Source organism: Microbacterium imperiale (genome assembly GCF_017876655.1).
GTDB classification, from domain to species: Bacteria; Actinomycetota; Actinomycetes; order Actinomycetales; family Microbacteriaceae; genus Microbacterium; species Microbacterium imperiale.
The window spans coordinates 707,644-726,818 of the sequence record NZ_JAGIOK010000001.1 but is presented as its reverse complement, the minus strand read 5'-3'; the positions used below and the strand labels follow the sequence as shown (position 1 = coordinate 726,818).

General features: G+C 70.3%; 22 protein-coding genes. 9 read left to right on the top strand and 13 right to left on the bottom strand.

Features of this window, described 5'->3' with window-relative positions:
- The first annotated feature begins 40 nt into the window (after window positions 1-40).
- Window positions 41-973: a heme o synthase gene (locus JOF37_RS03570; RefSeq protein ID WP_210005132.1), complete on the top strand. Its 933-nt coding sequence runs from the start codon at window positions 41-43 to the stop codon at window positions 971-973.
- 139 nt (window positions 974-1,112) lie between these two features.
- On the opposite strand, the gene JOF37_RS03565 is transcribed toward JOF37_RS03570, so the two are convergent.
- Both JOF37_RS03565 and JOF37_RS03560 read right to left on the bottom strand, forming a co-directional pair.
- Window positions 1,113-1,610: a dinucleotide-utilizing enzyme gene (locus JOF37_RS03565; RefSeq protein ID WP_210005127.1), complete on the bottom strand. Its 498-nt coding sequence runs from the start codon at window positions 1,608-1,610 to the stop codon at window positions 1,113-1,115.
- Between the two features lie 79 nt (window positions 1,611-1,689).
- A complete protein-coding gene (locus JOF37_RS03560) occupies window positions 1,690-2,661 on the bottom strand; it encodes a COX15/CtaA family protein (protein WP_210005124.1) in 972 nt (323 codons plus the stop codon).
- A gap of 243 nt (window positions 2,662-2,904) precedes the next feature.
- On the opposite strand from JOF37_RS03560, the gene sufB reads away from it, so the two are divergent.
- Genes sufB through JOF37_RS03530 form a run of 6 tightly spaced genes read left to right on the top strand, consistent with a single transcriptional unit; the run spans window position 2,905 to window position 8,218 of the window.
- Window positions 2,905-4,323 (top strand): Fe-S cluster assembly protein SufB, encoded by a 1,419-nt coding sequence (gene sufB / locus JOF37_RS03555; RefSeq protein WP_210005122.1) that lies wholly within the window; start codon window positions 2,905-2,907, stop codon window positions 4,321-4,323.
- Window positions 4,323-5,507 carry a Fe-S cluster assembly protein SufD gene (gene sufD / locus JOF37_RS03550; RefSeq protein WP_210005120.1) on the top strand — a complete coding sequence of 395 codons (1,185 nt, stop codon included), beginning with the start codon at window positions 4,323-4,325 and terminating at the stop codon, window positions 5,505-5,507. The genes sufB and sufD overlap by 1 nt, the downstream gene beginning before the upstream one ends.
- Window positions 5,504-5,833 carry a non-heme iron oxygenase ferredoxin subunit gene (locus JOF37_RS03545; protein ID WP_210005117.1) on the top strand — a complete coding sequence of 110 codons (330 nt, stop codon included), beginning with the start codon at window positions 5,504-5,506 and terminating at the stop codon, window positions 5,831-5,833. The genes sufD and JOF37_RS03545 overlap by 4 nt, the downstream gene beginning before the upstream one ends.
- 15 nt (window positions 5,834-5,848) lie before the next feature.
- Window positions 5,849-6,619, top strand: a complete 771-nt coding sequence (gene sufC, locus JOF37_RS03540) for a Fe-S cluster assembly ATPase SufC (RefSeq protein WP_210005116.1) — start codon at window positions 5,849-5,851, stop codon at window positions 6,617-6,619.
- A gap of 9 nt (window positions 6,620-6,628) precedes the next feature.
- On the top strand, window positions 6,629-6,958 hold the full coding sequence (locus JOF37_RS03535) for a metal-sulfur cluster assembly factor (RefSeq protein ID WP_120228536.1): 330 nt from the start codon (window positions 6,629-6,631) through the stop codon (window positions 6,956-6,958).
- 57 nt (window positions 6,959-7,015) lie between these two features.
- Window positions 7,016-8,218: a MalY/PatB family protein gene (locus JOF37_RS03530; RefSeq protein WP_210005115.1), complete on the top strand. Its 1,203-nt coding sequence runs from the start codon at window positions 7,016-7,018 to the stop codon at window positions 8,216-8,218.
- Here JOF37_RS03530 and JOF37_RS03525 read toward each other — a convergent pair.
- The 6 genes from JOF37_RS03525 to JOF37_RS03500 form a co-directional block, all read right to left on the bottom strand.
- Window positions 8,188-9,093, bottom strand: coding sequence for a siderophore-interacting protein (locus JOF37_RS03525; protein WP_210005114.1), 906 nt, complete (start codon window positions 9,091-9,093; stop codon window positions 8,188-8,190). The genes JOF37_RS03530 and JOF37_RS03525 overlap by 31 nt on opposite strands.
- Before the next feature lie 13 nt (window positions 9,094-9,106).
- A complete protein-coding gene (locus JOF37_RS03520) occupies window positions 9,107-9,949 on the bottom strand; it encodes an ABC transporter ATP-binding protein (RefSeq protein ID WP_210005112.1) in 843 nt (280 codons plus the stop codon).
- Window positions 9,946-10,995: a FecCD family ABC transporter permease gene (locus tag JOF37_RS03515; protein WP_210005110.1), complete on the bottom strand. Its 1,050-nt coding sequence runs from the start codon at window positions 10,993-10,995 to the stop codon at window positions 9,946-9,948. Before JOF37_RS03515 ends, JOF37_RS03520 begins: the two co-directional genes overlap by 4 nt.
- Window positions 10,992-12,038 carry a FecCD family ABC transporter permease gene (locus JOF37_RS03510; RefSeq protein ID WP_210005108.1) on the bottom strand — a complete coding sequence of 349 codons (1,047 nt, stop codon included), beginning with the start codon at window positions 12,036-12,038 and terminating at the stop codon, window positions 10,992-10,994. The genes JOF37_RS03515 and JOF37_RS03510 overlap by 4 nt, the downstream gene beginning before the upstream one ends.
- 22 nt (window positions 12,039-12,060) lie before the next feature.
- The gene (locus JOF37_RS03505) at window positions 12,061-13,101 is read right to left on the bottom strand and encodes an iron-siderophore ABC transporter substrate-binding protein (RefSeq protein ID WP_210005107.1); all 1,041 of its coding nucleotides are present in this window, start codon (window positions 13,099-13,101) and stop codon (window positions 12,061-12,063) included.
- A gap of 150 nt (window positions 13,102-13,251) precedes the next feature.
- Window positions 13,252-13,881 carry a biotin transporter BioY gene (locus tag JOF37_RS03500; RefSeq protein WP_210005105.1) on the bottom strand — a complete coding sequence of 210 codons (630 nt, stop codon included), beginning with the start codon at window positions 13,879-13,881 and terminating at the stop codon, window positions 13,252-13,254.
- A gap of 226 nt (window positions 13,882-14,107) precedes the next feature.
- On the opposite strand from JOF37_RS03500, the gene JOF37_RS03495 reads away from it, so the two are divergent.
- Window positions 14,108-15,706 (top strand): ABC-F family ATP-binding cassette domain-containing protein, encoded by a 1,599-nt coding sequence (locus JOF37_RS03495; RefSeq protein ID WP_210005103.1) that lies wholly within the window; start codon window positions 14,108-14,110, stop codon window positions 15,704-15,706.
- 9 nt (window positions 15,707-15,715) lie between these two features.
- Here the strand turns inward: JOF37_RS03495 and JOF37_RS03490 are convergent, their stop codons facing one another.
- The 4 genes from JOF37_RS03490 to JOF37_RS15650 are packed head-to-tail and all read right to left on the bottom strand — an operon-like array spanning window position 15,716 to window position 17,660.
- A complete protein-coding gene (locus JOF37_RS03490) occupies window positions 15,716-16,606 on the bottom strand; it encodes an SURF1 family cytochrome oxidase biogenesis protein (RefSeq protein WP_210005102.1) in 891 nt (296 codons plus the stop codon).
- On the bottom strand, window positions 16,603-16,803 hold the full coding sequence (locus tag JOF37_RS03485; protein ID WP_210005101.1) for a hypothetical protein: 201 nt from the start codon (window positions 16,801-16,803) through the stop codon (window positions 16,603-16,605). Before JOF37_RS03485 ends, JOF37_RS03490 begins: the two co-directional genes overlap by 4 nt.
- Window positions 16,800-17,147, bottom strand: a complete 348-nt coding sequence (locus tag JOF37_RS03480) for a DUF3099 domain-containing protein (protein ID WP_271174850.1) — start codon at window positions 17,145-17,147, stop codon at window positions 16,800-16,802. The genes JOF37_RS03485 and JOF37_RS03480 overlap by 4 nt, the downstream gene beginning before the upstream one ends.
- Before the next feature lie 42 nt (window positions 17,148-17,189).
- Complete coding sequence (locus tag JOF37_RS15650; protein WP_271174851.1) at window positions 17,190-17,660, bottom strand: DUF4190 domain-containing protein; 471 nt, start codon at window positions 17,658-17,660, stop codon at window positions 17,190-17,192.
- A gap of 103 nt (window positions 17,661-17,763) precedes the next feature.
- On the opposite strand from JOF37_RS15650, the gene fabG reads away from it, so the two are divergent.
- Window positions 17,764-18,474: a 3-oxoacyl-ACP reductase FabG gene (gene fabG, locus JOF37_RS03470; RefSeq protein WP_210005100.1), complete on the top strand. Its 711-nt coding sequence runs from the start codon at window positions 17,764-17,766 to the stop codon at window positions 18,472-18,474.
- A gap of 10 nt (window positions 18,475-18,484) precedes the next feature.
- Here the strand turns inward: fabG and JOF37_RS03465 are convergent, their stop codons facing one another.
- Complete coding sequence (locus JOF37_RS03465; protein WP_210005091.1) at window positions 18,485-19,171, bottom strand: alpha/beta fold hydrolase; 687 nt, start codon at window positions 19,169-19,171, stop codon at window positions 18,485-18,487.
- Between the last annotated feature and the right edge of the window lie 4 nt (window positions 19,172-19,175).

The window sequence follows — 19,175 nt, the reverse complement described above, 5'->3', positions numbered from 1 at the left end:
GTAGACTGGACAGGTTCACAGCGGTGAGATGCGGGGAGCGATGGACATCACGACGACTGCCGGTTCGGTCTCCGTCGACACCTCTCGCGGCACGTCTCTCGGTGCGAAGGTGCGCGCGTACGTCGCGTTGACCAAACCGCGCGTGCTGGAGCTGCTGCTGGTCACGACGGTGCCCGTGATGCTGCTGGCCGCCGGCGGGCTGCCGAACCTGTGGCTCGTGCTCGCGACGGTCGTGGGTGGGGCGATGAGCGCCGGATCCGCCGCCGCGTTCAACATGTACCTCGATCGCGACATCGACGCGCACATGAAGCGCACCGAGAACCGGCCGATCGTCACCGGCGAGGTCTCTCCGCGTGGCGCCCTCATCTTCGCCTGGACGCTCGCCGTCGCATCGACCGCGTGGCTCGCCGCCACCACGAACTGGGTCGCCGCGTCGCTGAGCGTCTTCGCGATCTTCTTCTACGTCGTGATCTACACGATGATCCTCAAGCGTCGCACCGAGCAGAACATCGTCTGGGGCGGGATCGCCGGCTGCTTCCCCGTCGTGATCGGCTGGTCGGCCGTCACCGGATCGCTGTCGTGGGCCGCGCTGATCCTCTTCGTCCTCGTCTTTCTCTGGACGCCGCCGCACTACTGGCCGCTGTCGATGAAGTACAAGAACGACTACGACGAGGTCGACGTGCCGATGCTCGGCGCGACCCGCAACGGCTCGCAGGTCGGGCTGCAGGTCATCCTGTACGCCTGGGCCACCGTCGCCTGCTCGCTGCTCCTCATCCCCGTCGCGCCGATGGGCCTCGTCTACAGCGTGTCCGCCGTGGTGTTCGGCGGCTGGTTCCTGTACGAGTCGCACCGCCTGTACAACCGCGCGGTGCGCGGTGAGCAGGCCCGGCCGATGCGCGTGTTCCACGCCTCGATCACCTATCTGACGCTCGTCTTCGTGGCGATCGCGATCGACCCGCTGCTGCCCTTCTGACGTTCGGCCGCGGGTCGGCGGCGGATGCCGCGCGAGACGGGCAACGCGAAACGGCCGTCCTCCGCTCGCCCGATGGGCGGTGATGCGGAGGACGGCCGTTGGGGCGGCGCCGCCGGAGCGGGGCTTCGGCGGGCGGTGCTCAGCGGTGCGAGGCGTCCGAGCTGTCCGAGGCGTCGGGGGTGGTCGACGAGACGGTGGGCTCCGGCGAAGCGGTGACGTCGGCGGACGTGGGCACCACCGGTGCTGCCGCGGTCTCAGCCGCAGGCGCGTGCGCGGGAACCGCCGTGGTGGCGGGGGCGGAGATGGACGCCTCCGACGCGGTGTGCGCCTCGCCGCGGGAGTCGTGCTCGTCGTGGTCGTGGTCGGCCTCGCGGCGGGTCAGGCCGGCGCGGACCGCCGCGACGGCGAGCGCGAGCGCCAGGCCGAGGGCGCCGGCTCCGACGAGGATCCCGCCGAAGACGCCCCACACCTGGCCGACGTAGACGTCGACGCCCGTGGCGGTGCCGTCCAGGATGGTCGCCTCCATGTTGGTGAGCTTGTCGACGAGGACGTAGACGCCACCGCCGATCGTCGCCACCGATCCGACGATCAGAAGCCAGAACGGCACGCTGCGGACGAGGCGGGGGTGAACGGTCATGTTGCTCCTTCGTGTTGCGGCCGCCGTCGACGGCCTCGAACACTCTGCGGGCTCGACCTCGGCGTCCGCGATGCGCAACCTATGAGGCGTCTGTGTACGCCGGTTCCCGGAGCTCGGGTCGTCGTGCATCGGGGGAGGCGCTGGCTTTGAGGTTCATGACGACCGTCACCATGGCGGCAACGAGAGCCACCGCGAGCACCATGTGGATGTTGACCAGGACGATGGGCAGGCCCGTTCGTGCCTGCCACAGGCCCACGGCGATCTGGACGAGCTCGACGCCCAGCAGCAGGCCCGTCCAGCGGCGCAGCCCGCTGGTGCGGGGAAGACGCAGCGCGCCGGCCACGAGCACCAGCGTCAGGGCGAGGGTCGCGTACGCGGGCCAGCTGTGCACGTGCTGCCAGAAGATGGGGTCGAGGCCGTTGCGAGCGGCGGCGTCGTCGCCGGCGTGCGGACCCGCCCCTGTGAGCAGGATGCCCACGACCACCGTGACGGTGACCGCGACGGTCGTCAGGTGGGCCGTGATCGCGTACCAGCGGGGCACGACGCGCTCGCGCGGTCCCGGGGCGGCGTAGACGCGCACGAGGAACGCGGTCGCGATCGCGACGAGCGCGGCCGAGATGAGGTAGTGCAGGCCGACGATGCTCGGGTGCAGGTGCAGCCAGACGGTGATGCCGCCGACGACGGCCTGCACGATGATGCCGAACCCGACGAGGAAGCTGAGCACGGGCAGCTCGCGGCGGGTTGCGCGCAGCCGGATGACCGAGAGGAACGCCAGCAGGGCGACGATCACGAGAACGCCGGTCAGCGTGCGGTTGCCGAACTCGATGAGCCCGTGCACTCCCATCTCGGGCGTCGGCACGAGGGATTCCGCCGTGCAATAGGGCCACGTCTCGCAGCCCATGCCCGACCCGGTGAGCCGCACCAGACCGCCCGTTCCGACGATGCCGATGTTCGTGATGACCAGGAGCCATCCCATGACGCGGGTCCATCGCGTGATGGTGCGCGGCATGACCGTCTCGATCAGTCCTGGGCGGATGCGGACCTGCGACATCGGACTCCTCCGGCGGCGCTCGATCTGCGCCGCGTACGCTCTCGGCACGCCTCGGGTGGGGGCGTTGCCTGTAGAATCGGCTGTGTTCGGGATGGCGGCGCGTGTGCACGTCCTCCCCCCACAGTCTAGGCGCGGTACCCGCGTCCATCAGGCCCGCGAATCGGCATCCCGCCCACGTGACTCCCGCCGGAGTCGGGAATGCCGGGACGGATGACACCGTTGCGGTGCGAAGAGGAGGAAGTCATGTCGGATGTGCTCATCGACCGACCGGAACTCGAAGGCCTGGGGGTGTACGAGTTCGGCTGGCACGACACGGATGCCGCTGGCGCTGTCGCGCAGCGCGGCATCAACGAGGACGTGGTGCGCGGCATCTCGGCCCTCAAGAACGAGCCGGAGTGGATGCTGAAGACCCGTCTGAAGGGCTACCAGCTCTTCGGACGCAAGCCGATGCCGACGTGGGGTGCCGACCTCAGCGACATCGACTTCGACAACATCAAGTACTTCGTCCGCTCCACCGAGAAGCAGGCGCAGTCGTGGGAGGACCTCCCCGAGGAGATCCGCGAGACCTACGAGAAGCTCGGCATCCCCGAGGCGGAGCGTCAGCGCCTCGTCGCCGGCGTGGCGGCGCAGTACGAGTCCGAGGTGGTCTACCACCAGATCCGCGAGGACCTCGAGGCCCAGGGCGTGATCTTCATGGACACCGACACGGCGCTGCGCGAGCACCCCGAGTTCTTCGAGGAGTACTTCGGCACCGTGATCCCGGCCGGCGACAACAAGTTCGCCGCGCTGAACACGGCGGTCTGGTCGGGCGGCTCGTTCGTCTACGTCCCGAAGGGCGTGCACGTCGAGATCCCGCTGCAGGCCTACTTCCGGATCAACACCGAGAACATGGGCCAGTTCGAGCGGACCCTGATCATCGCCGACGAGGACAGCTACGTCCACTACATCGAAGGCTGCACCGCGCCGATCTACAAGAGCGATTCGCTGCACTCGGCGGTCGTCGAGATCATCGTCAAGAAGAACGCGCGCGTCCGGTACACGACCATCCAGAACTGGTCGAACAACGTCTACAACCTCGTCACGAAGCGCGCCGTCGCACACGAGGGCGCGACGATGGAGTGGGTCGACGGCAACATCGGCTCGAAGGTCACGATGAAGTACCCGTCCATCTTCCTCATGGGCGAGCACGCCAAGGGGGAGACGCTGTCGGTGGCCTTCGCCGGTCCGGGCCAGCACCAGGACGCCGGCGCCAAGATGATCCACATGGCGCCCTACACGCAGTCCTCGATCGTCTCCAAGTCGATCGCCCGCGGCGGCGGACGCGCCGGATACCGCGGCGAGGTCCGGGTCGACGCGAACGCGCACCACTCCGCCAACACCGTGCGATGCGACGCCCTGCTCGTCGACACGATCTCGCGCTCCGACACGTATCCCGCCATCGACATCCGGGTGGACGATGTCCAGCTCGGTCACGAGGCGACGGTGTCGAAGGTCAGCGAAGAGCAGCTGTTCTACCTCATGAGCCGCGGCATGCCCGAGGACGAGGCGATGGCGATGATCGTGCGCGGGTTCATCGAGCCCATCGCGCGCGAGCTGCCGATGGAATACGCCCTCGAACTCAACAAGCTCATCGAAATGGGCATGGAAGGCAGCGTCGGCTGATGACGAGCGTGACTCAGGCCCCCGCCACCGGCGAGAAGGGCCACATCGACCCTGCGGCCGCGTTCGTGCCGGTGCAGACCCGTTCCGAGCGGCCCGCGTCGTTCGACCCCGCTGACTTCGGCACGCCGACCGGGCGCGAGGTGAACTGGAAGCACACGCCGCTCGACCGGCTGCGGCCCCTGTTCGTCGACGAGCCCGGTGCCACCGGTGTCGTCGACGTCGAGGTGTCGGCGCCCGCTGGCCTCGAGCAGGCGCGCCTGCGCGTCGGCGACGCCCCGCGCGGCGAGGTCTTCCGCCCGGAGGACCTGCCGAGCGCGATCGCGTGGTCGCAGGAGCCCGAGGCGCCGCTGCTGCGCATCCCCGCGGGCGTCGAGCTCGACGCTCCCGTCGTGGTGACCCTGCGCGGCACGGGGGGCGTCGCCCATGCGCACGTCGTGATCGAGGCCATGCCCAACGCCCGCGGAACGATCATCCTCCGCCACGAGGGCACCGCATCGCACGCGCAGAACGTCGAGATCATCGCCCGTGACGGGTCGGCCCTCACGGTCGTCTCGCTCCAGCGCTGGGACGACGACGCCGTGCACGCCGCCGCGCACCAGGCGCGCGTCGACCGCGACGCCTCGCTCACGCACGTCGTGGTGAGCCTCGGCGGCGGGGTCGTCCGGGTCAACCCGTCGCTCGAGCTCGCCGGCTCGGGCGCCGAGGGGCGGATGTACGGCCTGTCGTTCGCCGACTCGGGGCAGCACCTCGAGAGCCAGGTCTACCTGCACCACAAGGGGCCGCACACGGTCGGCGATGTCCTCTACAAGGGCGCGCTGCAGGGCGAGAGCGCGCACAGCGTGTGGATCGGCGACGTGCTGATCGGACCGGATGCCGTCGGCACCGACTCCTACGAGGCGAACCGCAACCTGGTCCTCACCGACGGAGCCCGTGCCGACTCGATCCCGAACCTCGAGATCGAGACCGGGGACATCCAGGGCGCCGGGCACGCGAGCGCGACCGGCCGCTTCGATGACCAGCAGCTGTTCTACCTGCAGGCCCGCGGCATCCCCGAGGCCGAGGCGCGCCGCCTCGTCGTCCTCGGCTTCCTCGCCGAGATCGTCCAGAAGATGGGCGTCGACGAGCTCACCGACGAACTGCTCGCCGCCATCGAGGCCGAGCTCGCGGCGGGAGCGCAGGCATGAGCGCTCAGAAGGTCCTCAAGCTCAGCGAGCTGGAGCAGGACACCGCTGTCCGCGTCGTCATCGACAAGGTCCCCATGGCCGTCGTCCTCGACGGCAACGGCGAGGTCCACGCGATCGGCGACACGTGCACGCACGGCGACATCTCGCTGGCCGAGGGGTTCGTCGAGGAGGACACGCTGGAGTGCTGGGCGCACGGCTCGGCCTTCTCGCTGCGCACCGGCCAGCCCCTGAATCTCCCGGCCTACGAGCCGGTGCCCGTTTACGAGGTCACGATCGACGGGGACGACATCCTCATCGACCCCACCGTGACCCGCGAAGTGAAGTGAAGTAAGGAACCCGACATGTCTGTTCTCGAGATCCGCGACCTGCACGTGACGGTCGAGACCGAGGCGGGGGCCACCCCGATCCTCAACGGCGTCACCCTCACCGTGCGCACGGGCGAGACCCACGCGATCATGGGCCCGAACGGCTCCGGCAAGTCGACCCTCGCGTACGCGATCGCCGGACACCCCAAGTACACCGTCACCGGCGGCTCGATCTCGCTCGACGGCGAGGACGTCCTCGAGATGTCGGTCGACGAGCGTGCGCGCGCGGGCCTGTTCCTCGCGATGCAGTACCCCGTCGAGGTCCCGGGCATCACGGTGACGAACTTCCTGCGCACGGCCAAGACCGCCGTCGACGGCGAGGCGCCCGCGATCCGCTCGTGGACGAAGGACGTCAAGCAGGCGATGGCGAACCTGCGCATGGACCCCAAGTTCGCGCAGCGCAACGTCAACGAGGGCTTCTCGGGTGGCGAGAAGAAGCGCCACGAGATCCTGCAGCTCGAGCTGCTCAAGCCGAAGATCGCCGTCCTGGACGAGACCGACTCGGGCCTCGACGTCGACGCGCTCAAGATCGTGTCGGAGGGCGTCAACCGCGCCAAGGCCGACACCGACCTCGGCGTGCTGCTCATCACGCACTACACGCGCATCCTGCGCTACATTCAGCCGCAGTTCGTTCACGTCATGGTCAAGGGTCGGATCGTCGAGGAGGGCGGGCCGGAGCTCGCCGACCGCCTCGAGGAAGAGGGCTACGACCGCTTCCTCGACGCCGGTACGCCGGTCGACGCGTAGGATCGTTACATGACCGCAACGCTCGCTCCCGAGAAGTACGACGAGGTCACCGAGGCTCTCAAGGACGTGATGGATCCCGAGCTGGGGATCAACGTCGTCGACCTGGGCCTGATCTACGACCTCGCGTGGGACGACGAGAACGACGCGCTCGTCATTCACATGACGCTGACCTCGGCCGGCTGCCCGCTGACCGATGTGCTCGAGGAGCAGACGGCGCAGGCGCTGGATGACGTCGTCGAACGGTTCCGCATCAACTGGGTGTGGATGCCGCCGTGGGGTCCGGAACGGATCACCGACGACGGCCGCGACATGATGCGCGCGCTCGGCTTCGCGATCTGACGCGTCACGCGGCGACATGTCGCCGTCATCGTCCGGGCCGCTGGCTAGGCTCGCGGCATGAGCACCCCGCCCCTCGACGCCCTCCCGCTCGAGACGCTGCGGCGCCGGTCGAGCACGAAGTGGCGATCGTATCCGCACGACGTCATCCCGATGTTCGTGGCCGAGACGGACTTCGCCCTCGCCGCTCCCATCACCACGGCGCTGCACGACGCGGTGGAGATCGGCGACACCGGCTACACCCCGCCCCAGCCGGGCGTAGCCGGTGCGTTCGCCGGCTTCGCGCGCCGTCGGTGGGGGTGGGTCGTCGAGCCCGAGCGCGTCCGCTGGACCGGTGACGTGATGATGGGCGTGGTCGAGCTGCTGCGTGCGACGGTTGAGCCGGGCGACCGTGTCGTGGTGAACCCTCCCGTGTATCCGCCGTTCTTCGACACCGTCGCCGAGGCCGGCGCCGTCGTGGAAGAGGTTCCGCTCCGCGACACCGGGGCTGGCTGGGAGCTCGACCTCGCCGGGATCGAGGCGGCGCTGGCGACCGGCGCCCGCGCGGTGCTGCTGTGCAACCCGCACAACCCGACGGGAACCGTGCACTCGCGCAAGACCTTGCGCGAGCTGGCTCGCATCGCGGCGCGCCACGGAGCCGTCGTGATCAGCGATGAGATCCACGGGCCTCTCGCCAGCGCGGACGCGCCGTTCACCCCCTTCCTCAGCGTCTCGGCCGAAGCCGAGGCCGTCGGGTACGCCGTCACCAGCGCCTCGAAGGCCTACAACCTCGCGGGTCTGAAGTGCGCGGTGATGGTGACGGCCTCGGACGCGACGACCGCCACCGTCCGGTCGCTGCCCTGGGAGGTCGAGTGGCGCACCGGGCTCTTCGGAGCCCTGTCATCCGTCGCGGCGTTCTCCACGGAGTCGGATGCCTGGCTCGACGCCCTGCTCGCGCGGCTCGAGGTCAATCGGCGGCTGCTGGCGGAGCTGCTCGCCGACCACCTGCCGCGTGCGCGTTACCGGATGCCGCAGGCCGGGTTCCTCGCCTGGATCGATGTGTCGGACTACGGCTGGGGCGACGACCCGGCCGACCGCATCCGAGAGGGCGCGGGGGTCGCGTTGCACCACGGCCCCTTCTTCGGAACGCAGGGCATCGGTCATGTCCGGCTGAACTTCGGGTGCGGCCCGGACGTCCTCCGCGACGCCGTCGAGCGGATCGGAGCGTTCGCGCGCGCGACGGCGCCGCTGGCTCAGGTCTCGGAGCGACCGACGCGCCAGTAGCCCATGAAGGCGACGGCGCGGCGATCGACTCCGACGGTGCCGACGAGGTGCCGGCGCAGCGTCTTGATCGCGGAGGCTTCGCCCGCGAGCCACGCGTACAGCGGTGCGCGCTTGAGCGCCGCGCCGCCTTTCGCGGTGCGCGGCACCTCCCAGAGGATGTCGGTGTCAACGTCGACCTCCTCGACCTCGGCGCCGATGCCGGCGGGCGCGAGGCTCTCGGCGACCGCTTCGACGGCCGTGACGAGGTGGGCGTGGCGCTGTGCCTCGCCGTCGCGAGCGGCCAGGACGAGATCGAATCCCGGGTGCCGGGGCAGGTAGGCCAGGTCCGCTTCCGTGGGAACCTCGAGCACGACGGTGCCCCGGGCCTCGGGCGGGAGTTGCTCGAGGATCACCGCGATCGCCGGTGCCGCCGTCTCGTCGCCGGCCAGGAGGATCGCGTCGGTCTCGGCCGGGGGGACGAAGTCGATGCCGTAGCTGACTCCCGTGTGGGCCGTGGTGGGGGCGAGGATGAGCACTTCATCGCCGACCTGGGCGTCGGCGATGAAGGCCGACGCGGGTCCGATGACGTCGTGGGCGACCATGTCGATATCGACCTCGTGCGCCGACGCGCGGACGGCCCGCGTCGTGTAGGTGCGCATGACGGGGCGGGCGGCCTCGGGCAGCGCGCGCCACTGCTCGTACCAGTCGGGGCCGGTGGGCATGTCGTCGAGCGAAGCCGTGGCGGTGGGGAAGATGACTTTCACACGCTGGTCGAAGCCCGGGTCGCCGTAATCGGCGAGGCATGCATCACGGAAGGTGAAGCGGCGGAAGCTCGGCGTGAGGTCGGTGATCGCGGCGACGGGCGCACGGAAGAAGCCGAGGGCGGCGAGGGACACGGATCGCTCCAGTTCAGGCGGCGGTGACGCCGTCGGGATCGGACGGGGCATGCTGCGACGGCACGTGGTGCCGGCCGATGGGCAGCACGAGGGGTCGCCCCGTCAGGGGATCGGGGATGACACGACTGTCCAGGCCGAAGACGGCTCTCACGGTGTCGGCGGTGAGCACGGACGACGGGTCGCCCGCGGCGTAGAGCCGTCCGCCGGCCATCGCGACGAGGTGGTCGGCGTACCGCGCGGCGAGATTCAGGTCGTGCAGCACCATGACGATGGTCGTGCCGCGGCTGCGGTTGAGATCCGTGAGCAGGTCGAGGACGTCGATCTGATGGCTGACGTCGAGGAAGGTCGTCGGCTCGTCCAGCAGCAGCACGTCGGTCTGCTGCGCGAGCGCCATCGCGATCCAGACGCGCTGACGCTGGCCTCCCGACAGCTCGTCGACCGAGCGGTCGGCGATCGCGGCCGTGTCGGTCGCCTCGAGGGCGTGCGCCACCGCCTCGTCGTCGGCGCGGGTCCAGCGCGCCAGCGGGCCGTGATGCGGCGTCCGGCCCCGGCTGACCAGGTCGGACACCGCGATGCCCTCGGGGGCGATCGGCGACTGCGGCAGCAGACCGAGCTCCCGAGCGAGCTGGCGGGTCGGCATCCGGTGGATGTCGCGGCCGTCCAGCAGCACGTGACCGGTGCGGGGCGCCAGCAACCGGGCCATGGACTTCAGCAGGGTGGACTTGCCGCAGGCGTTGGCGCCGACGATAGCGGTCACGCGCCCGCTCGGGACCGTCAGGTCGAGTTCGTCGACGATGATGCGGTCACCGTAGCCGAGTCGGATGCCGCGGGCCTCGAGGGTGCGGTTCGCGGTCATAGGGAGCCTCCCGAGCGGCTGCTTCGGATGAGCAGGATGATGAGGTACGGAGCCCCGAGCACGCCGGTCACGACGCCGACGGGCAGACGCAGCCCGAGCAGGTACTGAGCGGTGAGGTCGGCCACGAGGACGAGGAGCGAGCCGAACAGACCCGCTGCGAGGACGGGGGAGCCCACGGGGCCGAGCATCCGCGCCGCGATGGGGCCGGAGAGGAAGGCCACGAAGGCGATCGGTCCGGCGGCGGCCGTCGCGAAGGCGAGCAGGGCGACGGCGGCGACGATGAGCAGGATGCGCCGCCGCTCGACGGGCACGCCCAAGGCGGATGCCGCCTCGTCGCCCAGGCGCATGAGCTCGAGGTCGCGCGTGAGCCACAGCAGCACGGGGACAACCACGACCATCGCGATCGCGAGCGGCACGACCTGGCTCCAGGAGCCGCCGTTGAGGTTCCCGGTGATCCACCGCATCGCCGCCTGCAGGTCCCACTCCGCGGCGCGCGAGAGCACGTACGACACGACGCTGTTGAAGATCGCCGCGATACCGATGCCGATGAGGATGAACCGCGCGCCGGCGCCACCGTCCTTGTAGGCCAGCAGGTAGATCGTGAGGGCGGTGCCGAGAGCGGCGACGGTGGCGAGCAGGGACACGCCGGTCTCGGTGAGCGACAGGAACACGATCCCGACGACGGCCGCGGCGCTCGCTCCCGCGTTGATGCCGATGATGTCGGGGCTCGCGAGCGGGTTGCGCAGCATCGTCTGGAACACGGCACCCCCCATGCCGAAGCAGAGGCCGGTCAGTAGGGCGAGCGTCGCGCGCGGCAGGCGCAGCTCGCCGACCGTGAAGGATGCACCCGGCACCGTCTGTCCCGTGATCACGCCCCAGACCTCCGCGGGGGAGTAGAACGTCTGACCGACCATCAGCGACACGGCGTACATGACCACGACCGCGATCAGGAGCGCGCCGACGACGAGGCGGCGGCGCCACGCGCGTCGCGCGCGGCCGCGCGCGACGATCTCGAGCGTCGACCGTGACGCCGTCAGGGTGCTCATAGTGCCCGCACCTTCTGGCGGCGGACGATGGCGATGAAGAAGGGGGCGCCGATCAGCGCCGTGACGATGCCGACCTCGACCTCCTGCGGGCGGGCGATGACCCGTCCGACGACATCGGCGACGACGAGAAGCCCTGCGCCGACGAGCGCCGACACAGGGAGCAGCCACCGATGATCGGGGCCCACGAGCAGACGGCAGACGTGAGGCACGATGAGGCCGACGAAGCCGATCGGGCCGGCGACGGCGGTCGCGGCACCGCACAGGATGACCGCGCCCAGCGCGGCGACGAGACGGGCGGTGCGGACGCGCTCGCCGAGGCCTGCGGCCAGCTCGTCGCCCAGCGCGAGGGAGTTCAGGGCCGCGCTGGCGGCAAGGCAGATCACCGCGCCCAGCGCGAGGAAGGGGAGCACGAGCAGGATCTTCTCGACAGTCGCGCCGCCGACGCCGCCGATCTGCCAGAACCGGAAGACACTCATGACATCGATGCGCGGAAGCAGGATGGCGCTGATCAGCGAGCTGAAGGCGACGGCGGTGGCGGCGCCGGCCAGGGCCAGCTTGAGGGGGCTCGCGCCGCCGCGTCCGAGGGAGCCGATCGTGTACACGAAGACCGCGGCGACGGCTGCCCCGAGCATCGCGAGCCAGATGTAGCCGAAGGCGGACGAGACGCCGAAGAACGCGAGCCCGATCACGACGGCCAGCGATGCGCCGCCGTTGATGCCCAGGATCTGGGGATCGGCGAGCGGGTTGCGGGTGACGCCCTGCATCACCGCGCCGGAGATGGCGAGGGCGGCTCCCACGAGAAGCGCGAGCAGCGTGCGGGGCACCCGCTTGGCGACGGCGGCCGCCGAAGCGGTGTCGATGTCGCCGGTGAGACCTGCGACGATGTCGCCGACTCCGACGACGCGGGCGCCGAAGGTCACCGAGATCACGCCTGCGGCGAGGACCACCGCGACGAGGACGAGGAGCCAGACGACCCGCCGCCGCGAGCCGCGTCGTGCAGACGCGGTCGCGGCGGCGGGGACCGTCGCTACGGACGCGCTCACGGCATCCGGAGGGCGGTGCGGATCACGAGGCGGCCTTCTGCGCGGCCGCGCCGATGAGGTCGATGTACTCCGCCGTGAGGTCGTCGGTGATCGACAGCGGGCTCGGGTTGGCGGCGGCCGAGAGCGGCGCGTTCGCGATGGGGAGCACGACCACGGCGCCCGACGCCACGGCGGGGATGCGCGAGAGCAGCGGATCGGCCTGCATGGCGGCGAGCGTCGCGTCATCGCCGTAGGTCACGAGGACCTGCAGGTCTTCGAAGCGCTCGATCTCCTCGGTGCTGTTGGTGATCCAGAACTGATCAGTGTTCTTCGACTGTTCCACGACCGTCGCCGCGGAGGTCAGGCCGAGGTCTTCGAGGAAGAGGGCGCGCGGGTCCTCGAGCGAGTAGAAGCCCAGCTGGCTGAGATCGGTCGCGTCGAACGAGCTGAAGAGCGAGGTCTTGCCGGCGATCTCGGGATAGGCGGCGGTGAGCTCGCCCAGGTGCGCCGTCAGGTCGTCGACGAGGGTCTGCGCCTCGTCCTCGAGGCCGAGCGCCGTGCCGTTGATCATCGTGAGGTCCTGCCAGGTGGTTCCCCACGCGACCTCGGGGTAGGCCACGACCGGTGCGATCTTGCTGAGGGTGTCGTAGTCGTCCTGCGTCAGTCCGGAGTAGGCGGCGAGGATGACGTCGGGCTGGGTGTCGGCGACGGCCTCGAAGTCGATGCCCTCGGACTCGTCGAAGAGGACGGGCGTCTTAGCGCCGAGCTCCTCGAGCTTGTCCTCCACCCAGGGGAGGATGCCGTTGCCGTCGTCGTCGCCCCACGTGACGGCGGGCATGCCGACGGGGACGACGCCCAGGGCGAGCGCGGCTTCCTGGTTCGCCCACGACACCGTGGCGACGCGTTCGGGCTTGGACTCGATCGTGGTCTCGCCGAAAGCGTGCTCGATCGTGACGGGGAAGGCGTCGGACGATGCGCCGCTGGATGCGGCGGGGGCGTCGCCGGAGGCGGCGGTCGAGCCGCAGCCTGTCAGGAGCAGGGCGGCCGCGACCAGCGTGGCGGCGGCTGTGCGGGTACGGGGCACAGGTTCCTCCAGAGGAGAAGAAAGTAAGGACAGGCTTACTTTACGTCTCCGGGACTCTCCGCGCTAATCCGTTACCGGTGGGATGAATGTCCGCCGTGAAGAACGGCAGTGGCCCCGGTGCGAGCCGCGCTCCGGGGCCACCGCCGAGGCTCAGCGGCGCGACCGTCGGTCGACGGCCCGAACCAGCGCCCACGTCGCGGGGATGAGCAGCGCCGCGGCCGCCGCCTTCATCAGGCCGGGAAGGACGAAGGGCCACACGCCGGCGCCGAGGACACCGGGGAGCGTCACTTCCTGGCCCAGGACGAGGGCGAGTACAGCCGCCATGTAGGGCACGCCGACGAGGAAGGGGACGATCGAGGCGGCGACGAAGCCCACGAACGCGAGCGCCGGCCGGCGGTCCCATGCGCGCTCTGCGAACCAGCCGGCGATGGCAGCGGCGGGGATGAACCCGAGGACGAAGCCGAAGGAGGGTGCGAGCACATAGGCCGGACCGGCGATGGGCCCGGCGAACACGGGGATCCCGGCCAGTCCCGCGAGCAGGTAGGCCGTCAGAGCGGTCGCGCCGCGGCGGGCGCCCAGGGCCGCTCCGACCACGATGACGCCGAGGGTCTGACCGGTGATGGGGATGGGGCCGATGAAGAACGACGCCTTGGCCAGCAGGGCGACGAAGGCCACGCCGGTGGCGACGAGCGCCGCGTCGACAGCGAGCGCGCGCAGGCGGGTGGCGGGGCGTCCGACGACGTCGGCGAGAACCGGGCGGCGTGAGGCAGCGAGGGACATGGGGCTCCTTCGAGTCGGGCGGCCCGGTCTGCGCGGGGCCGCGGGATCAGCCTAGGGTGACCCGGTGGGCTGCCGATTGGTCCTTCGAGATAAAGGAACGGCCGATCCGTTGTGTCACATCCATTCGTCGGCGTGACGACAGTCGCATCCGCGCAGAACGCCCGGGGCTAGGATGGGAGGCTGGCCGTTCGGCTGCTTCCCCTGTTCTCGACGATTGGAGATCGCTGTGCTCGCCGTGCACGACCTCGAAATCCGCGTGGGTGCGCGCACGCTGATGTCGGACGTGTCGTTCCGTGTCTCGGGCGGCGACAAGATCGGTCTCGTCGGCCGCAACGGCGCCGGCAAGACGACGCTGACCAAGGTGCTCGCCGGCGACCTCCTGCCCAGCGACGGCAAGGTCGAGCGCTCCGGCGAGCTCGGCTATCTGCCGCAGGACCCGCGCTCGGGCGATCCCGAGATGCTCGCCCGCACCCGCATCCTCGACGCCCGCGGGCTGGGGACCATCGCCGTCGAGATGCAGGCGGCGTCGCTCGAGATGGGATCCGACGACGCGACGACCGCGGCCAAGGCGATGCGACGCTACGGGAACCTCATGGAACGGTTCGAGGCCCTCGGCGGCTACGCGGCGGAGGCGGAGGCGGCCTCGATCGCCCACAACCTCTCGTTGCCCGACCGTATCCTCGACCAACCGCTGAAGACCCTGTCGGGCGGTCAGCGTCGCCGCATCGAGCTCGCGCGCATCCTGTTCTCGGACGCGCAGACGATGATCCTCGATGAGCCGACGAACCACCTCGATGCCGACAGCGTCGTGTGGCTGCGCGAGTTCCTCAAGGGGTACAAGGGCGGCCTGATCGTCATCAGCCACGACGTCGAGCTGGTGGGGGAGACCGTCAATCGGGTGTTCTACCTCGACGCCATGCGTCAGGTGATCGACGTGTACAACATGAACTGGAAGAACTACCTCCGTCAGCGCGTCGCCGACGAGGAGCGCCGCAAGAAGGAGCGTGCCAACGCCGAGAAGAAGGCGACGGCGCTGCAGCAGCAGGCTGCGCGCTTCGGCGCGAAGGCGAGCAAGGCCGCCGCGGCACACCAGATGGTCGCGCGGGCCGAGAAGCTGCTGTCGGGGCTCGACGAGGTGCGCCAGGAGGACCGCGTGGCGAAGCTGCGCTTCCCGAAGCCGGCGCCCTGCGGCAAGACGCCCCTCATGGCCTCCGGTCTGTCGAAGTCCTACGGTTCTCTGGAGATCTTCACGGATGTCGACCTCGCCATCGACCGCGGATCCAAGGTGGTCGTCCTCGGGCTCAACGGCGCCGGTAAGACCACGTTGCTGCGCATCCTGGCGGGCGTCGACCAGCCCGACACCGGCATCCTCGAGCCCGGGCACGGTCTGCGGATCGGGTACTACGCGCAGGAGCACGAGAACCTCGACGTCTCGCGGTCCGTGCTGCAGAACATGATGTCCGCGGCACCGGACATCACCGAGACCGAGGCGCGCAAGGTGCTCGGTTCGTTCCTGTTCACCGGCGACGACGTGCTCAAGCCCGCCGGCGTCCTCTCCGGCGGCGAGAAGACCCGTCTGTCACTGGCGACCCTCGTCGTCTCGTCGGCGAACATGCTGCTGCTCGACGAGCCGACGAACAACCTCGACCCCGCGTCCCGTGACGAGATCCTCGGAGCGCTCGCGCACTACGAGGGTGCCGTGGTGCTGGTCTCGCACGACGAGGGGGCTGTCGAGGCTCTCAATCCCGAGCGCGTCCTGATCCTGCCCGACGGGGTCGAGGACATCTGGGGCCGCGACTACCTCGAGCTCATCACGCTCGCCTGAGCGAACGGGTCAGCGCCGGGACGAGTCGAGGATCGCGTCCTCGTCCTCCATGTCGCGATCGCGCTTGCCGTCGCGCCGGCGGCGCAGCGTCGCCGGGACGACCGTGTCGACGGCGGGCGAGGCTTCGCCGTCGGTGAGTGCCGCGGCGGCGGCATCCTCCTCGTCCTCGCGGCGATGCCGGCGCTCGGTACGGATCATGTACCAGATGAAGACGAAACCCATGATCGCGAACAGGATCCACTGGATCGCGTACGAGAGGTGGGGACCGGGGTCTTCCGACGGCGTGGGGAGCGCGCCCAGCGCCTCGGCCGGGGCCGGGTCCTCCGAGACGAGCAGGCCGTACGCGGAGGTCACGACATCGCCGGTCAGTCCCGCCTCGGCGGCGACGAGGTCCAGGCTGATCGTGGGAACCTGCCCCTCGGGCGCCGAGCGTCCCGAGGTGGGGGCCGCCTCGGCCGGTTTGAGCCGGGCCACCACGGTGACCGTACCGGCCGGAGGCGCCGCGACGGCGTCGGGCTCCGGGCTGTCGCGCCCCGGCGGTACCCAGCCTCGGTTGACCACGAACACCCGACCGTCCGTCGTCCGGAAGGGCACCAGCACCTCGAAGGCCGAGGTGCCGCCGTGGGGGCGGTTGCGGACGAGCACCTGGTCACCGGCGAGGTACTCGCCGGTCATCGTCACCGGGTGCCACTCGTCGGCCGGGTCGAGCGCGCCGCCGCGAGGCAAGAGCTCGTCGAGCTCAGCGGGCTCGGCGTCGTAGTTCGCCTCGACGAGCGCGAGCTGAGCGCTGCGGTCCTCGTTCCGCGTGAACTGCCAGTTGGACAGGAACGCGCAGGCGACCGCGAACGCGATCGCGACGGCGACGTAGCCGGCCCACCGCAGGGCCGTTCTGCCGGTCACGCCGTCGCCTCGGTCATCGGCTCGACCTCGACCGGAAAGTCTCGCGCGGCGAGGAATCCGCGAAGGTACGACACGTGCTCGTCGCACGCTGTCCACACCTTGCGGCGGTCCGCCGTGTGGATCCGCGGGTTGCGCCAGACGACGCGCCAACGCGCGCCCGCCCGGCATCCCGCCCGCGAGCATTCGATGTCGTTCACTCGGGCCGAGACTCCCGGATCTCGATGACGGTGGGCTTCTCCGGCCGAGCCGCCTCGGCCGGCTGCTCGGGCGTCGCGGGGAGAGCGGAGAGCGGCGAGACGGCGGGGGGCTCGCGGACGTCGTCGCCCACGTTCGCGACCACGACGGCGAAGTACGGCAGGAACACCGCTCCGATCGCGAACGCCGCGGTATGCCAGCCGTACGGTGCCACGACCACCATGAGGATGAAGCACACCACACGTACCGCCATCATGATGAAGTACTTCGTCATGCGGCGGGAGGAGTCGTCGTGCGGCGCTCGCGGCAGCGAGGTCGCCGACGGGGTGGCGGGATGGTGCTTCACGGTGCACCCAGGATACGCCCGCTGGATGCCGCACGGCCCGGCTCAGAACGTCGAGGAGTAGCTGTTGGAGCTGTCCTGCTCGATCGCCCAGCCGATGAAGGACGCGAAGATGATGACGCCGATCACGGCGAGGGCGAGGCCGGCGTATCCGACGATGAGGCCCGCGATCGCCATGCCGCGGCCCTTCTCGTTCGTCCGCTTGATCTGCGACAGCGAGATGTGCCCCATCACGACGCCGGCGATCGATCCGATGATCGGAAGGATCCAGACGAATCCGACGATCGAGGCGATCATCGACACGATCGCGAGGGTGTTCGTCTTCTGCTGGACGTATCCGCCGCCGTATCCGTACGCCGGCGGCGGGTAGGACGCCGGCTGGTAGCCGGGAGCGGCCGGCTGGTAGCCACCCTGAGGCGGCGTCGCATACGGCGGAGCGGGCGGGGGGACCGGTGCGCCGGAGGACGCGCTGTCCGGCTGCGAATTCGGCTGCTGCGGCTGGTTCGGGTCGCTCACATCTGCTCCTCGTCGACGTCGAGCCGCCAGCCTATCGTCCGCGGGCTGCGCGCAAGTGGCCGATAGGCTTGCCGGGTCCCCGCCACCGTCACAGGAGAGTCGCATGTCCACGTCCCGAGTCGTCCTCATCACCGGAGGCAACCGCGGCATCGGCCGCGCGATCGCCGAGCGATTCGTCGCCGACGGACATCGGGTGGCGGTCACCGCGCGTTCGGGCGAGGGCCCGGAAGGCACGCTGACGGTCCGCGCCGACGTCACCGACGCCTCGTCGCTCGACGCCGCGTTCACGCAGGTCGAGGCCGAGCTCGGCCCGGTCGAGGTCGTGGTCGCGAACGCCGGCATCACGAAGGACACCCTGCTGCTGCGCATGACCGAGGACGACTTCGACTCCGTGGTGTCGACGAACCTGGGCGGCGCGTTCCGCGTCGTGAAGCGTGCGTCGAAGGGAATGCTGCGGGCCAAGTGGGGCCGCGTCATCCTCATCTCCAGTGTGGTCGGGCTCTTCGGCTCGGCCGGGCAGATCAACTACTCGTCGTCGAAGGCGGCGCTCGTCGGCTTCGCCCGCTCGCTCACGCGCGAACTCGGCGCCCGCGGCATCACCGCCAACGTCGTCGCCCCCGGCTTCATCGAGACCGACATGACGGCCTCCCTGCCCGAGGACACCCAGGCCGAGTACAAGCGCAGCATCCCCGCCGGGCGCTACGGCTCGTCCGCCGAGGTGGCGGGAGCCGTCGCGTGGCTCGCCTCCGACGACGCCGCGTACATCTCCGGTGCTGTGATCCCCGTCGACGGCGGTCTCGGCATGGGGCACTGACCCCGCACGCTCACTCCAGCGCGGCCACGATCTCGGCCGCGAGCCGTGCCGGCTGCGAGAACTGCGGCCAGTGGCCCGAGCCCAGTTCGACGACCCGCACGTTCTCGATGGCGGCGAACTCGTCCGCGAACGGTGGCCAGTTCGCGAGCATGGCCCGCAGCGTGGCCTCGTCGGCCGACCCGGACAAGACGGTGACCGGGATCCGATGGCGTCGCGCGTCCGCGAGCCGGACGGGGTCGGTCGGAACCCGGCGCGGGACCGGGCCGGTCCGCTCGGCCCACCGCTTTCGGACGGGAGCATCGAGGTCGGCGACGTCGGGTTCGTCGAACGAGTCCCACCCCGGGAAGGGCACGACGCCGTCGACGATCGGGAACTCGGAGATCTCGGCCCCCGGAGGAGGCGGCACGGTGTCGACGAAGACCGCGTGCGCGATGCGGTCCGGGCGGGCGTCAGCGGCGCCCCACGCGACGTTCCCGCCGCCGCTGTGGCCTACGAGAGCGACGGGGCCGTCGCAGTCGTCGATGCGCTCGACCACTGCGGCGATCCAGTCGGTCAGCCCGAGATCGCTCTCGTCGGACGACCCGACGCCCGGCAGCGTCAGGGGGTGGACGGTGTGGCCGGCGCTCCGGAGCGCGGGCACCACCTCGTCCCACGAAGAAGCATCGAGCCATAAGCCCGGGATGAGGATGACCTGCATGCTC